The organism is Streptomyces sp. TE5632, assembly GCF_054061295.1.
On record NZ_JBSSEA010000003.1, the window covers coordinates 3,098,767 to 3,112,819 of the forward strand.

Below are 14,053 nucleotides of genomic sequence, written 5' to 3' on the forward strand. Positions count from 1 at the left end.
GCATGCGGAAACTGGCGCCCCTGCCCGCGCTCTGCGGATTCCTCTTGTCACTGGTGCTGATCTTCGTGACGTCGTACGCCGTCGGCGCCGCCTTCCGCCCGGCGGCGTACGGCGGCGCGCACGAAACGGACCGGAACCCCGGCGGGAGCGACGGAGGCGGGGGCACGGGCGGTGTGCACGACGGCGGTCACGGGGACGGGCGTGGAGACAGCCACGGGACCGGACACGGGGCCGGGCACGGGGCCGGACACGGGACCGGGCACGGGGCCGGACACTGACGCGTGCGGTGCCCGCCACCGCACCGGTGACGACGGACCTGACCACGGCACTGACCACGGACCTGACGACCACGGCACTGACCACGGACCTGACGACCACGGCTCCCCGGCCGGATTCCGCGCGACGCGCGGGAACCAACCGCCTCTCCCGTCCGACTGCTGGGGGAAGGCAGGGAGGTGGCATGGAAGGGCTGGACGTCCGGATGTCCGACGTCGTGTGCCGGCACGGCAGGGTCGAGGCCGTGTGCGACGTCGACCTGGAGATAGCGCCCGGGCAGCGGGTGGCGCTGACCGGTACCAACGGGTCGGGGAAGACCACGCTGCTGCGGGCCGTCCTGGGCCTGCACCGGCATGTCGCCGGCCGGATCCTGGTGGGCGGCCGGGACACCAGGAACGCGGCCGAGTGGGCGTGGCGGCGCCGCTCGTGCGCGTGGATCCCGCAGAAGCCCGCTACCGGCCGGTTCCCGCTGCTGGGCCGTGAGTTGCTGGCCAGCGGCGGGGCCCGCGCCGAGGCGGTGGAGGCGGCGGGCAGGCTCGGGGTCGGACATCTCGCCGACCGGCCCCTGCACACGCTGTCCGGCGGCCAGCTCCAGCGCATGTACCTGGCACGGGCGGTCGGCTGCGTGACCGCCGGCGCGGGCGTCCTGCTCGCCGACGAGCCCACCGCAGCCCTCGACTTCGCCGGGCAGGAGGAGGCGGCCGACGTCCTGCTCTCCCTGCCGGTGACCGTCGTGGTCGTCACGCACGACCGGGCCCTGGCGAAGCGCTGCGACCGGGTGCTGGAGATGGCCGCGGGCCGGCTCCGGGAGGTCCGGTGAGCGTTCTGGCCGCGGCCGACGTCGGCCAGTTGCTGCAGCTCGTGCCCGTCCAACGGGCCGGCGTCGCCCTGCTGGTGGCGGCCGTCGGGCTGCCGGTGATCGGCGTCGTCATCGTCGGACTCGACATCATGCCGGTGCGGTTCGCGATGATGCACGTCGCACTCCTGGGCATCGCCGTCGGCCTGCTGACCGGACTCGACCCGATGCTGTGCGCGCTGGTGGCGTGCGCACTCGCGGGAGCCGGAGTGGCACCCCTGGCCCGCACCCCGGACGGCCTGTCCGGCGCCATGGGCCTGCTGATGAGCCTGGCGATCGCGGCGGCCCTGCTGGTGCTCGCCGTCTCGGGCGTCAACGCGGCGGGCGCCTTCTCGCTGCTGTGGGGTTCCATCCTCTCGGTCGGCACCGCCGACCTGTGGCTGCTGGCCGCCCTGGCCGTCGTCGTACCGGCCCTGTTCTGGTGGCGCCGCAGGGACATCGCGCTCCTCCTCTACGACCGAGAGCTCGCCCTGTCCTCGGGCGTGCGGGTCGAGCGGCTCACCCTCGTGCTGCTGGTCCTGGTCGCGGTGTCGGTCGCCGGAGCCATCAAGCTCACCGGCGCCCTGCTCGTCGACGCGCTGACGCTGCTGCCGGCTCTCGCCGCCCGGCGGCTGGGCCGCTCCCTGCTGTCCATCACCGCCTGGGCCGTCGGCATCGGTGTCGTGGTGAACCTGACCGGGTTCCTGGTCGCCCTCCGCTTCGACTGGCCACCCGGGCCCGTGCTCGTCCTGACCGCCGGTGCGGTCGTCCTCGCCGTCCATCTCGTTCCCGAACGGAGAATCAGCTCATGGCGCGCACCCGCGTCCGCATCACTTCCGTCCTCGCGTTGACCTTCAGCGCGACCCTCCTGCTGACGGCCACCGGCTGCGGCAGCGACTCGTCGTCCCCGTCGTCTGCGTCGTCCTCGTCCGGCTCGAAGCCCTCCGAGAAGGACGCGGCCCCGGTCGTCGTCGCCACGACGAGCTGGGAGGGCGCCTTCGCCAAGGCCGCCGGCGCGCAGGACGTCGAGGTCATCGTGCCGGAGTCGGTGCAGCACGCGCCCGACTACGACCCGAAGCCCTCCGACCTCGCGGCCGTGACGGACGCCGACTTCGTGCTGTACGCGCCCTTCGAGCCGTACGCCGCCAAGTTCAAGGAGGCCGCCGGGTCCGATGCCGAACTGGTCGAGGTGAACCTCGACAACGACGCGGGCAAGGTCAAGGCCGAGGTCACGCGCCTGGGTGAGATGTTCGGCACCGAGGACGCCGCCGCCAAGTGGATCAAGTCCTTCGACACCGAGTACGGCACGCTGCAGCGGGACCTCAAGAGCGCGTGGCCGGACGGCAAGGCGCCCACCGTCGTCGCCCAGGTCTTCTCCGCCTGGTCGGCGAAGCTGACCGGGGCGGAGGTGGTCGGCACGTACGGACCGGACGCGGTGACGGCCGAGCAGCTGTCCGACCTGTCGAAGAAGAAGCCCCAACTGGTCCTCGACAACGTGCACATGACGACCGGGAAGGTGCTGCCCGACTCGGGTGCGCGCCAGGTGGGGATCGTCAACTACCCGGCCCGGGACCTGGATCTGCTGACCGTGTACAAGAACGCGGCGGCGGAGGTGAAGAAGGCGATGTCCGCTTCTTCCTGATCCCTTCTGATCTCTTCTGGTCCCTTGGTTCCCCGAGCCGGGTGAGGGGCCGCCCGGGATGTCCCCGGGCGGCCCCTCCGCCCGTCGGCGGGTCAGCCGGCCGAAGCCAGGGGCCGCTGCTCCTCCGCCTCGGACGTGCACCGTTCCCGCAGCGCCGCCCGGTCCGGCTTGCCCGCCGGCGTCAGGGGCAACTCACCGAGGACCAGCACCCGTTCGGGGTGCTTGCGCCGCTCCAGACCACGGGCGTCGAGGTGGGCGCACAAATCCTCCAGCATGGGCGCGGTCTCGTCCCGGGGTACGACACAGGCGGCGAGCCGCTCACCCATCACCGGGTCGGGCACCCCGACGCACACCACGTCCCGGACGCCGGGATGCGCGGCCAGCTCGACCTCCACCTCGGCGGGGCTGATGTTCACCCCGCCCCGGATCACCACGTCCTTGAGCCGCCCGACGACCTGGAGCGTGCCGTCCTCGTCGATGAGCCCGAGGTCCCCGGTGCGGACCCAGCCGTCCGGCGTGCGGTAGCGGGTGTCGAGGTCGGGCGCGGCGACGTAGCACAGCGGGGTCATCGGGCCGCGGGCGACGATCTTGCCGACCGTGCCCCCGCGCACCTCCTCCAGCTCGCGGGTGCCGGGGACGGCGATCCGTATGTCGGTGACCCGTGGATCGGGGTGCCCCGCGGCGATGCCCGGCCGCCCGTCACCGTCCGGGGACTCGACGGCCAGCCCCGTGTGGCAGTTGACGCCGTCGGCGGAACCGTAGAGGTTCACCACCGGGCAGCCGAAGGCCCGGCGGGCCTCGGCCGCGGTGGCCTCGTCCAGCGGTGACCCACCGACGACCACGGCGGTGGGCGGTACGAACTTCCGGAAAGCGCCCTCCGCGATGCGGTCCAGCATCATCCGGATCATGGTCGGAACGCCCAGGACATGGGTCGGCTCGTGCTCGGCGAGCGCCTCCAGCGCGGCCTCGGGGGTGAAGTGGTCGAGCAGGACCAGGGTTCCGCCGTGCCGGGCGAGCGTGACGGCGGTCCCGTTGCTGCCGAAGGCCGAGGCCAGCGGTACGAGGAACAGGCAGCGCGGCGGGCGCCCGTCCGGCATGAGGGAGCCGAGGAAGTTGCCCCGGCCGCCGGCCAGCGCGTTGTGCGAGTAGGCCACCATCTTCGGTTCGGCCTCGGAGCCGGAGGACACCAGGATGCGGGCGGCGATGTCGGGATCGGGGCGGGCCGGCACGAACGTCTTCGGGTCGGTGCGCAGCAGTTCCGCGAGGGGGACGGCTCCTTCGGGGGCGGTCCCGGCTGCCTTGGAGCTCCCTTCGGCCCGGAGGGCCCCCGTGGCGATCACCGTGCGCAGCGCGGGCAGCTCACCGGCCGACGCCAGCAGGTCGGCCGCGTGGTGGCTGCCCCGGTGCTCGACCGCGGCGATCACCGCGACCGCCTCCGATCTGCGCAGCAGCGAGGCCGCCTCCCGCCGTCCGCGCCCGACCGGGAAGGGCAGCGCGACCGCACCCAGGGCGGCCAGCGCCAGGTCCGCGATGACCGCGTCGCGACCGCTGGGCAACTGGACGCCGACGACGTCACCGGCGCGTATGCCGAGGCCGGTGAGCCCGGCGGCCAGACGGCGCGCCTTGCGGTCCAGCGCGGTGTAACAGAGTTTCCCCTCGGCGTCGAGGATCGCCGTGCGGTGCGGGTCGGCGATCAGGCGGGACCGGTAGAGGCTGTAGAGGTCCAGGTCGGGGCAGGTGCCCTCGACGGCCCAGGCACGGCGCAGCGTGGCGGGCAGCAGGTCGTGCAGGGCGACGGTCATGCGAACCTCCAGGGGGCGGGGACGGCGGGAGCGCCGTGGGCGTCGCGGCTGATCGAGCCGGTGGAGATGCCGGAGGGGATGCCGGAGGGGAGCAGGTCGGCGAGGTCGGTGACGACCGGGACGGCGGGCAGGCCGTGCCCGCGCAGCCGCTCCAGCGCCTGTGCCGTGGACAGGTGACGCACGTCGTGCGGGTGCGCCGCATGGTCGGGGAGGGCGATCCAGCCGTCGGCCGTGGACAGCGGCCGGCGGAACCCCGCCGGACGGCGGGGGTCGAGACCCCGCGCGGCGCGGGCCCGGGCGGGCGCGGTGAGCACGTCGGCGGCCCCGAGCAGGGACGAGTCCACCCGCACACCGGCCCCGGTCCGCTGCCGCAGCAGCAGCCCCGCGAGGACGGCCTCGGCGCCGAGGAGCCCGCCGAGGACGTCGAGCAGCGTCATCAGGGACGGTGCGGGCGGCTCGTCGGCGGGCCGTACCGCCTCGCCGACCCCGGTGCGGGCCTGCACCATGAAGTCGGTGCCCATCGGTGCCGCGGGCAGCCGGTCACCCCAGCCGCTGGTGTACGCGTAGACGAGTGCGGGGTTGGCCGCGGACAGGTGCTCGTGGTCCAGGCCGAGTTCGGCGGCCTTCCCCGGCGCCCAGTTGTGCAGGAAGACGTCGGCGTCCGCCGCCATCGCGCGCAGCCGCTCGCGGTCCGCCGCGGACTTGATGTCCACCTCGACGGCCTTCTTGCCCCGGTTGAGTGCGAGCCAGCGCGCCGAGACGCCCGAGCAGGCGGGCGGCATACCGCGCAGCGGATCGCCGCCCGGCGGCTCGATCCGCACGACCTCCGCGCCGAGCAGGCCCAGCAGATGCGCGGTGAGCGGCGCCTGGATCCGGCGGCCCGCCTCCAGGACGGTCAGCCCGGCCAGCGGGGCGCCGGGGTGCGACGCCGGGCCGGAGGCCGCTTTGTCCATGCCGGAGTGCGGCGCGCCGTGCGCGGTCAGCGTCCACGGCGGGGCCCCGTCGTACTCGGCGGCCCGCTCGGCGAGCGAGCGCAGTGGGCACACCTCGGCACCGGAGGAACGGGCCGCCTCCCGGATGCCGTCCCAGCCGTGGGAGCGGGCACAGTCGTGCAGCGCCCGCGGAAAGGGCGCGCAGGCGGTGGCGTACCGGAACTGGAAGGGCAGCCAGCCACGCCGTACCGCTTCCTTCGGAGCGTCGAGCGCACGCCAGAACGCGGCCCAGGCGCCCGGGTCGAGCGTCTCCAGTTCGAAGACGATCCCGTCGGCGGAGGTGAACGGCGGTCCGCCCGACGTGAGTTCGGCGGCCTCGGCCTCCTCCGCTCCGGCTGCGGCGAGGTACTGCGAGACGGCGAGCAGGCCCGCCCGTTCCGCGCTGACCTCGGCGCTCGTCACCTGTCCGCCGCGAGCCCGGGCGAGGAGCCCGGCCAGCAGGGCCTGCACGGTCAGGACGCCCGCGGCGGTGGCGGCGTAGTCGGCGGCCAGTCCGCGCGGTGCCCCGTCACGGCGGCCGTGCACGGCCATGATGCCGGTGGCGGCCTGCACGGTCGCCTCGTCGACGCCGCCCCGGCCGCCCCACACGGTGTGGGCGGTGATCGGGGCGAACCCCGGTCCGTCGAGCGTGATACGGGCGCCGGTCCTTCCGTCCCCCTCCGCACCGAGCAGCCGCAGGTGCTCCGCGACGAGTCCGTCCGCCGGTCCCGGGGGGCCCGAGGCTTCCAGACGCAGCCCGTCGAGGGGCCGGACCGTTTGCGCGATGGCCGGTGTGGCTGGTGATGCCATGCCTCTCCTTTCCTGACGCGCGGGAACCCGGGGGCGGTCGACCCCGACCAGTTCCACGAAGAAGCAGTCGGACCGGTGGGAGCCGGAGTTCCCGAAGGAGTGGGGGAGAAGTGCTGGACGTGACGTTCGGAGATCCGCAATGCCCGTCTGAAATAAGGGAGTTGAGAGATCGGGCGGCGGACTTCGTCCGTACGCGGGTCGTGCCCTGCGAACCCGTCCTGGACGGCGGCGGCCCGGACGCGGCGGCGGCGCTGCGCCGGCTGCGCCGGGAGGCGAGGGCCGAAGGGCTGTGGGCGCTGCCCCTCCCGGCCGAACTGGGCGGCCGGGGACTGCCGTTGCATTTGTACGCCCATGTCGCGGAGGCCGAGGGGGCCAGTGACCACGGTCCGGCGGCGCTCGGCTCGGCCTCGCTGCTGGACGCGCTCATGCTGTGGCGGCACGGCAGCGCGCGCGTCCAGGAGCGGTACCTCGCACCGCTGGTCGCCGGGGAGTTGCGGGCCTGTTACGCGATGACCGAGCAGGACGTCCCCGGCACCGACCCCTTCCTCACCTCCGCGAGCGCCCACGAGAGCGAGGACGGAGGCTGGCGGCTGACCGGGCGCAAGTGGTTCGTCAGCGGGGCCGCCGACGCCGACCTCGTCACGGTCCTCGTCCGCACGGACGGCGAGGCTCCGGACCGGGACGGCCTGTCCCTGCTGCTGGTCCCCACCGCCGCCCCCGGCTTCCGGGTGGTCCGCGAGCTGCCCGTGCTCGGTGCGGCAGGGCAGGCGGAGATCGAACTCGACGGCGTCGCGGTGGACGCCGGCCATCTGATCGGCGAACGCGGGAAGGCCCTCGCCGTCGCCGCCGAACGCCTCCAGCTCGGCCGCACCCTGCGCAGCCTGCGCTGGCTCGGCCAGGCGGGCCGTGCCTTCGAGCTCATGCGGGACCGGGCCGCCGCCCGCACCCGTTCCCGCGGCCCGCTCGGCGACCTGCAACTCGTCCAGCGGCACGTCTTCGAGTCGCTGCTCGCCCTGCGGACCACCCGGCCGCTCGTCCACGAGGCCGTGGCCCGGCTGGACGCGGGCGGCGACGCCCATGTGGAGGTGGGCCTCGCCAAGGTCGCGGCCGCGCGCACGCTCCAGCAGGTGACCGACGCGGCGATCCAGGTCCACGGTGCGGCGGGCCTCGGCCCGGACACCGCCCTGCCCGCCCTCTTCCGCACCGGCCGCGCGGCCCGCATCCTCGACGGCCCCGACGAACTGCACATCACATCGGTGGCGCGCCGCGTGCTGCGCACGGACGGCAGGCGGCCCTAACCGGTGCCGGCGGCCGGTTGGCCGATGAGCTCCGCGAGGGTGTACGCCAGGAAGAAGGTGCCCCAGATCAGCTCGTGCCGGACGGCTGTTCCGGCCGCCAGGTCGTAACAGCCGTCCAGGAGGCGCCCGTCGGCGGTCAGATGCCTGTCGACGAGTTCTTCGAGGACGGCGACGGCCCGGTCCCGGTGGCCCAGCAGGAGCAGTGCCGACGCGGTGACGGCGGCGGCAGAGGTGTCACGAGGGCCGTCGGGGCGAGCGGTGTCGGCGGGCGGCACGAGGTGTTCCGGCACCAACGAGGCCACGTGTCCGGCGAATTCGTCGCCGCCCGGCAGGCGCGCGGCCTCGGCGAGCGCGAGCAGCAGCCACGCCGGACCCCGGCTCCAGCCCGGCGGCGGATCGGCGCAGGCGAGCCAGCCGGCGCCCGGGGTGTGCCGCCACGACCAGTGGAACGGCCTTTTCCCCAGGCACAGTTCGAGGTGCCGACGCAGATGGGACCGGGCCGCCTCCGGGTCCGAGACGGCCAGCAACGCCACCATGCCGGGCACGCCGTCCACGCGGGCCCGCAGCCGGGGCCCGCCGAACGCCGACCCCCACGGCACGAGGCCCAGTTCCGGGTCGAAGGCGTCCAGGCAGGCCCGCGCGCCCCGGTCCCCGAGGCCCAGGTCGTCGTCGGCGAGGAGGGTGCCGTACCAGAGGATCAGGCCACGGGTGGCGGTGTCCGCCCCGGCCCAGTCGGCCAGGCGTGCCGTGCACGCCCTCGCGGTCGCACGGTCGGCGGCGTCGCCGGTGCGCCGGGCGCGCAGCCACAGCAGTCCCGCCCAGAAGCCGCCGGTCCAGGAGCCGCGCGCGGTCGTCCTCCAGACGCCCGTGTCCGGGTCCGCGCAGAGGGGGAACCGGTCGCCGACCTCGGCACGGGTGCCGGCCACCCTGGCCAGGAGGGAGTCCAGCGCCGGAGCGGCCCAGGCGGGCACCGGGGGCGTCCCCGCAGGCACCCTCATGACGGCACACCCGCCCGGCGCTCCCGCACCGCCCACAGCAACGCCACCGCCCCGGCCCCCGCGAACTCGGCCGCCACGAGCAGCCACCCGTCGCCGTACCGGCCGGCCTGCGCCAGCACCCCGAACAGCGGTGGCCCGACCGCGAACCCGGCGAAGAAGCCCGCCGAGACCAACGCCGAGTCCTGGCCCGCCCGGCCCGGTGCGGCGCGTTGCAGCACGAGCACCATCGACACCGCGTTGGCCGCCACGGCGAAGACACCGGCGGCCGTGGCCGCCACCCACACGAGCGGACGGGCGGACGACGAAGCGGCCAACAGCAGCGCCGCCGCCACCGAGCCCACGGCCAGTGAGCCCGGCAGCCAGACCGCCCGGCCGGGTCGCCCGGCGAACTTCGACCATCCCACCCGTCCCACGATCCCGGCGACCCCCAGCACCGCCACCAGCGTGCCCGCCGCGGTCGGACCGAGTCCCAGCCGCTGGGTGCCGTACAAGGCCAGGTAGGTGTTGACCGAGGCGATGCCGCAGCCGAGCAGCAGGGAGAACACCGTCAGCCACGCGATCATGCCGCGCGGCACCCAGACCGTCGGCGTGGACTTCGCCGGCGGATCGGCGGGCAACGCGCGCGCCGCCCACACGGCCGCCACCAGCGCGGCCCCCGCGGCGGTCCAGACGGCGCCCCGCCACCCGGCGGGGCCGGCCAGCGCCGCGAGCGGCAGCCCGGCCGCGAAGGCGCCCCACTGCACGCCCGACTGCTTCATCCCGGTCACCGAGCCGCGCCGGGCGGGCGGCACGACGGTGAGGATCGCCTTGTTCGTGGCGGGGTTGGCCAGCGCCTGCGGCAGGCCGCCGAGCGCGACGGCCGCCAGCAGGAACCCGGCCCCCGGGGCCGAACCGATCAGCGCCAGGGCCACCGCGGCCACGGCCAGCAGCGCCACCAGACTCCGGCGCGGTCCCACCCGGTCCACCACCCGGCCGCCGACGGGGGAGAGCACGGCCGCCGTCGCGAAACCGACGGTGGTCGTCAGCCCCAGTACGGTCAGCGAGACGTCCAGGTCCGCCACGAGCCGCGGGCCGAGCGCCCCGAGCAGGAACAACTGCATCATCGAGAAGGCCATGGCACACGTCAGCAACGTGGTCAGGGCCCCCGTCGCGGAATCCGCCGCCCCGTCGACCCCCCAACTGGTCCCGCCCCGTCCGGCCCGCCCCGCCCGATCCGTTGTCACAGACGCACCTCCAAAGACAGCAGTCGGGATCAACTCCTCGCCAGTTCCCGCTAGTTGGTGTGACGTGAATCACCGGGAGAGTACTGAGTGCCGGGCCGGGGAAGTTTCCGTACCCCCTCATGACAGCGAGGCCGGAATGCGAGGATGAGCCGCCATGACCGCCGGGTGGTGCTTCCGCACGACACGGGCCGCGGTGTTCGCGGCCGTCTGCGTGCTGCTCGCCGCCCTGGGGCACGTCCTGATGTCGGGCACCGGAGTGCCGTGGTGGTCCCTCGCCGCCGGAACGGCGGTGACCGGCGGCGCGGCGTGGTGCCTGGCCGGCCGGGAGCGCGGGCTGACCCTCGTCTCCTCCGTCGTGACGGCCGCGCAGGCGGCACTCCACCTGTGGTTCTCGTACGCGCAGGAGCTCGCGACACCGTCCGTCACGGGCGGCCCGACCGACGGCGCGCACCCGATGGGCCATACGGCCCATACGGCCCATACGGTCCATGCAGCCCATACGGCCCATGCGGTTCACGCAGCCCATGGAGGCTCCGTCGCGGAGCCGATGGGCCCCATGGACGCGATGGACTCCATGGTGGGGACGGGCCACATGGTGGGCCACACCATGGACGGGATGTCCATGTCCTCCGCGGGCATGCTCGCCGCCCACCTGCTGGCCGCGCTCCTGAGCGGCCTGTGGCTCGCGTACGGCGAACGCGCGGCCTTCCGCATCCTGCGGGCCGTCGCCGGATGGCTGGCCGCCCCGCTGCGGCTGCCGCTCGCTCCCGCCGTACCACCGCGTCGCCCGCGCGTCACCACCCGCCACAGCCGCATGGCCCACCGGCCGCACCGGCTGTTCCTCGTGTACGCGATCACTCCTCGGGGCCCGCCGGCGGGGACCGCTGTCGTCTGAGACAGCCGGTTCCCCGACACCGCCCCGGGCGCCCAGCGCCCGGACGGCGGCTCGGGCAACGGACGTACGCCGCCCTGTGTGCCGTGCGTAGGTCCGCCACCCCCACGACACCACCGGATCCGCCGCGCGCCGTGCGCGGCCCGGTCCGCATGCCGGATCTCCGCTCCGCTCGCCGGGTTCCCGCATGCCGGACCTCCGGGCTCCCGAGAAGGACATCAGGTGACCAGTCCCGCCATGTCTGTCGCATCGTTTGTCGCATCCGACACGACGCCGCACCCCGCGAGAACACGTGACGAGAGGACGGCCCTCGACGAGTCGACCACGACCTGGGCACTCGCCGCCCGCGGTGGCGACCCGGAGGCCGTGGAGAACTTCGTCCGAGCCCTGCACCGGGACGTCCGCCACTTCGTCACCTACCTCAGCGCCGACCCCCAGGCCGCGGACGACCTCGCCCAGGACACCTTCCTGCGGGCCCTCGGCAGCCTGCACCGTTTCGAGGGGCGTTCCTCCGCCCGGACCTGGCTGCTGTCCATCGCCCGGCGCGCGGTGATCGACAGCTACCGGCACGCGTCCGCCCGCCCCCGTCTCCTCGACACCGACGACTGGCAGACCGTCGCCGAGTGCGCTCAGGAGCGAGGACTGCCGGGCTTCGACGACGGCATCGCGCTCACCGAACTGCTGGACGCGCTGCCCGCGGAACGCCGCGAGGCGTTCGTCCTCACCCAACTCCTCGGCCTGCCTTACGCGGAGGCGGCCGAGCTCAGCGACTGCCCGGTCGGTACGGTCCGTTCCCGCGTCGCACGGGCCCGCTCCGCACTGATCCGGTCCCTGCACGACGCCGACCGAGCCGAACCGCTGGGCGCGGCTGCCTGACGAAGGAAGCCCCGGCACGGAGTGCGGACGTTGACGGACGTCGGGCCCGGCCGGCGCCCCGCCCCGTGAACGACGGTGCAAGGAGGGCCGTCGTTCACGGGGCGAGGGAGAAGTAGTTCTCTTCTTCCTGGGTGAAGTGGAGGCGCAGCACGGTGTTCAGGCCGTAGAGGCACGAGCGCAGGTCGTCCAGTTGTTCGGGGGAGAGACCGCCGCCCGCGTGAGCCAGTTGCACGTGGGTGGCGACGCGGCGGGACAGGCGTTCGATCTCGGTGTGGGCGCGGCTCATGGTGGCGGTCGCCTCGGGGCCGCCGAGCGCCGGCGCGAGGGCGGGGTAGAGCTCGTGCTCCTCGGCGTACTCGTGCGGCAGCAGCCGTTCGGTCAGCAGCCGGTGGGTCTCCTCGACGGCCGCCAGGGCCTCGGAGCCGGGGCTGTCGGAGAGGCGGTCGGCGGCATCGCGTACGGATTCGAGGACGTCCTGGAGGTCGTCGTGTTCGGCGGCGAAGCGGTGGACGAGGGCTTCGGCGGCGGGGGTGAGGGCCGGTCGTGCGGCCTGGCCCACACGCAGGGCGCGCAGAGCGTTGACGATGACGGCGACGTCGATGCCCTCCTGGAGCAGAGCGCCGGCGGCGGGCGGGAGAAGGCCGGCGGCGGCCGCGGCCATGGCGGCCAGGGACAGCAGCATGCCGCCGAGGGCGCTTTGGACGGCGATGCGCCGGGCGCGCTGGGCGATGGTGACGGCGTCGGCCAGGCGGTCGACGCGATCGGTGGTCAGGACGATGTCGGCGGCCTCGGAGGAGGCGGTGGAGCCGCGGGCGCCCATGGCGACACCGATGTCGGCGGCGGCGAGGGCGGGGGCGTCGTTGACTCCGTCGCCGACCATGACGGTGACGGCGCGCTCGCGTTCGGCGCGCACGGCGGCGACCTTGTCGGCCGGACTCAGTTCGGCGCGTACGTCGTCGAGGCCGAGGACGGCGGCGACTTCACGGGCGGGTGCGGCGCGGTCGCCGGTGAGCATCAGCAGTCGTTCGATGCCTGCCGTGCGGAGATGGCGCAGAGTGCGCGGCGCGTCGTGGCGGATGGGGTCACGCAGCAGGACGGCGCCGGCCAGGCGTCCGTCGACGGTGAGCCAGGCGACGGCCGCGCCGTCGAGGAGGGCACGGTTGTCGACCGCCCCGGTCCAGGCCGGCCGCGCGTCCGCGGTGTTCGTACGGCCGACGAAGATCCGGTGCCCGTCCACGGTCCCGGTGGCGCCCCGGCCCGGTTCCTCGGTGACGTCGGAGGGGACCGACAGAGCCAGTCCGCGTTCCCGGGCGGCATCGACGATGGCCCGGGCCAGGACGTGCGGCGAGTACTGGTCGAGCGAGGCCGCCAGGCGGAGGACCTCGGCGGGTTGGGCGTCGGGAGCGGCGACGACGTCGACGACGCGGGGACGTCCCCCGGTGAGGGTGCCGGTCTTGTCCAGCACAAGGGTGCGGGCCCGGCCGAGGTTCTCCAGCGCGCCGCCGTCGCGGATGACGACGCCGAGGCGGGAGGCGCGGGAGAGGCCGGAGACGATGGCCACCGGGGCGGCCAGCAGCAGCGGGCAGGGAGTGGCGACCACCAGGACGGCGACCGCGCGCACCGCGGAGCCGCTGATCAGCCAGGCCAGACCCGCCACCGCGAGCGACAGGGGCAGGAACCGGGCGGCATAGCGGTCCGCCAGCCGCACGACGGGCGCGGACTCGGCACCGGCCTGCCGCGCCAGCCGCACGATCCCGGCGTACGTGCTGTCCTGTTCGGTGGCCGTGGCGCGCAGCTCGAACGCGCCCCCGGCGTTGACCACACCGCTGCGCACCGACTCGTCCCGGGCCCGCTCGACCTGGAGGGGCTCACCGGTGAGCACCGATTCGTCGAGAACGGCGGCGGCGCTCTCCACCCGGCCGTCGACGGGAACCACCTCGCCCGGACCGACGACGAGGAGATCGCCGACGGCGACCTCGGCCAGCGGCACCGTGGCCACCCCGGCGCCGGTGCGGCGGCGCGCACTACGCGGCGCGTGCTCCAGCAGGGCACGCAGATCGTGGGAGGCGCGCCGCTGGGCCGCCGCCTCCAGGGTGCGGCCGGTGGCGAGCATCAGCGCGATCAGGGCACCGGCCAGGTACTCGCCGACGGCCAGGGTGCCGCCGAGCGCGAGTACGGCGATGAGGTCCACACCCGCGTGCCCGCGCCGCAGGGCGGCGAGCACCCACGCCACCGCGGGGACGACGGCGGAGAAAGTGCCCAGCCCCCAGAGGAGGTCGGCCAGGCCGCCGGCGCCGGTGAGCCAGGCGATACCGCCGGCGGTCAGAGCCACCGCGGTGACGGCCAGGAGGACGGGTTCGAGCCGTGGCGACACGACGGCCGCGGTCGGGCGACGCAGCCGTGCGGTGAACCTGCGGTGGGTCATGGCGT

The 14,053-nt window shown here is 74.7% G+C and carries 12 protein-coding genes; 6 read left to right on the forward strand and 6 right to left on the reverse strand.

Annotated features, from left to right (window positions below):
• Positions 1-47: 47 nt before the first annotated feature.
• Positions 48-191, reverse strand: coding sequence for a hypothetical protein (locus ACVW19_RS19365; protein WP_457460603.1), 144 nt, complete (start codon positions 189-191; stop codon positions 48-50).
• Positions 192-460: 269 nt separating this feature from the next.
• On the opposite strand from ACVW19_RS19365, the gene ACVW19_RS19370 reads away from it, so the two are divergent.
• From ACVW19_RS19370 to ACVW19_RS19380, 3 genes are read left to right on the forward strand one after another with little or no spacing between them, the layout of a single operon-like run.
• Complete coding sequence (locus ACVW19_RS19370; RefSeq protein WP_457464681.1) at positions 461-1,096, forward strand: metal ABC transporter ATP-binding protein; 636 nt, start codon at positions 461-463, stop codon at positions 1,094-1,096.
• A complete protein-coding gene (locus tag ACVW19_RS19375; RefSeq protein WP_457460604.1) occupies positions 1,093-1,962 on the forward strand; it encodes a metal ABC transporter permease in 870 nt (289 codons plus the stop codon). The genes ACVW19_RS19370 and ACVW19_RS19375 overlap by 4 nt, the downstream gene beginning before the upstream one ends.
• On the forward strand, positions 1,920-2,753 hold the full coding sequence (locus ACVW19_RS19380; protein WP_457460605.1) for a metal ABC transporter solute-binding protein, Zn/Mn family: 834 nt from the start codon (positions 1,920-1,922) through the stop codon (positions 2,751-2,753). The genes ACVW19_RS19375 and ACVW19_RS19380 overlap by 43 nt, the downstream gene beginning before the upstream one ends.
• A gap of 92 nt (positions 2,754-2,845) precedes the next feature.
• Here ACVW19_RS19380 and ACVW19_RS19385 read toward each other — a convergent pair whose 3' ends face one another.
• On the reverse strand, positions 2,846-4,555 hold the full coding sequence (locus ACVW19_RS19385) for a class I adenylate-forming enzyme family protein (protein WP_457460606.1): 1,710 nt from the start codon (positions 4,553-4,555) through the stop codon (positions 2,846-2,848).
• Positions 4,552-6,336, reverse strand: a complete 1,785-nt coding sequence (locus tag ACVW19_RS19390; protein ID WP_457460607.1) for a CoA transferase — start codon at positions 6,334-6,336, stop codon at positions 4,552-4,554. Before ACVW19_RS19390 ends, ACVW19_RS19385 begins: the two co-directional genes overlap by 4 nt.
• A 110-nt stretch (positions 6,337-6,446) precedes the next feature.
• On the opposite strand from ACVW19_RS19390, the gene ACVW19_RS19395 reads away from it, so the two are divergent.
• The gene (locus ACVW19_RS19395; protein ID WP_457460608.1) at positions 6,447-7,634 is read left to right on the forward strand and encodes an acyl-CoA dehydrogenase family protein; all 1,188 of its coding nucleotides are present in this window, start codon (positions 6,447-6,449) and stop codon (positions 7,632-7,634) included.
• Here ACVW19_RS19395 and ACVW19_RS19400 read toward each other — a convergent pair.
• Positions 7,631-8,632: a sugar ABC transporter permease gene (locus ACVW19_RS19400; protein WP_457460609.1), complete on the reverse strand. Its 1,002-nt coding sequence runs from the start codon at positions 8,630-8,632 to the stop codon at positions 7,631-7,633. The two genes, ACVW19_RS19395 and ACVW19_RS19400, sit on opposite strands and share 4 nt — an antisense overlap.
• The gene (locus ACVW19_RS19405; RefSeq protein WP_457464683.1) at positions 8,629-9,747 is read right to left on the reverse strand and encodes an MFS transporter; all 1,119 of its coding nucleotides are present in this window, start codon (positions 9,745-9,747) and stop codon (positions 8,629-8,631) included. The genes ACVW19_RS19400 and ACVW19_RS19405 overlap by 4 nt, the downstream gene beginning before the upstream one ends.
• 262 nt (positions 9,748-10,009) lie before the next feature.
• Here ACVW19_RS19405 and ACVW19_RS19410 point away from each other — a divergent pair, with 262 nt between their 5' ends.
• Entirely contained in the window at positions 10,010-10,750 is a 741-nt protein-coding gene (locus ACVW19_RS19410) for a hypothetical protein (RefSeq protein ID WP_457460610.1), read from the forward strand.
• A gap of 234 nt (positions 10,751-10,984) precedes the next feature.
• Entirely contained in the window at positions 10,985-11,623 is a 639-nt protein-coding gene (locus tag ACVW19_RS19415; protein ID WP_457460611.1) for a sigma-70 family RNA polymerase sigma factor, read from the forward strand.
• 94 nt (positions 11,624-11,717) lie between these two features.
• Here ACVW19_RS19415 and ACVW19_RS19420 read toward each other — a convergent pair whose 3' ends face one another.
• The gene (locus tag ACVW19_RS19420) at positions 11,718-14,048 is read right to left on the reverse strand and encodes a heavy metal translocating P-type ATPase (RefSeq protein ID WP_457460612.1); all 2,331 of its coding nucleotides are present in this window, start codon (positions 14,046-14,048) and stop codon (positions 11,718-11,720) included.
• Between the last annotated feature and the right edge of the window lie 5 nt (positions 14,049-14,053).

Bases quoted from the DNA above. Each gene is read 5' to 3' on its own strand.
- ACVW19_RS19370 (WP_457464681.1), top strand. From the start codon at position 461: ATGGAAGGGCTGGACGTCCGGATGTCCGACGTCGTGTGCCGGCACGGC.
- ACVW19_RS19380 (WP_457460605.1), top strand. From the start codon at position 1,920: ATGGCGCGCACCCGCGTCCGCATCACTTCCGTCCTCGCGTTGACCTTC.
- ACVW19_RS19385 (WP_457460606.1), bottom strand. From the start codon at position 4,555: ATGACCGTCGCCCTGCACGACCTGCTGCCCGCCACGCTGCGCCGTGCC.
- ACVW19_RS19390 (WP_457460607.1), bottom strand. From the start codon at position 6,336: ATGGCATCACCAGCCACACCGGCCATCGCGCAAACGGTCCGGCCCCTC.
- ACVW19_RS19400 (WP_457460609.1), bottom strand. From the start codon at position 8,632: ATGAGGGTGCCTGCGGGGACGCCCCCGGTGCCCGCCTGGGCCGCTCCG.
- ACVW19_RS19405 (WP_457464683.1), bottom strand. From the start codon at position 9,747: ATGGCCTTCTCGATGATGCAGTTGTTCCTGCTCGGGGCGCTCGGCCCG.
- ACVW19_RS19410 (WP_457460610.1), top strand. From the start codon at position 10,010: ATGACCGCCGGGTGGTGCTTCCGCACGACACGGGCCGCGGTGTTCGCG.
- ACVW19_RS19415 (WP_457460611.1), top strand. From the start codon at position 10,985: ATGTCTGTCGCATCGTTTGTCGCATCCGACACGACGCCGCACCCCGCG.
- ACVW19_RS19420 (WP_457460612.1), bottom strand. From the start codon at position 14,048: ATGACCCACCGCAGGTTCACCGCACGGCTGCGTCGCCCGACCGCGGCC.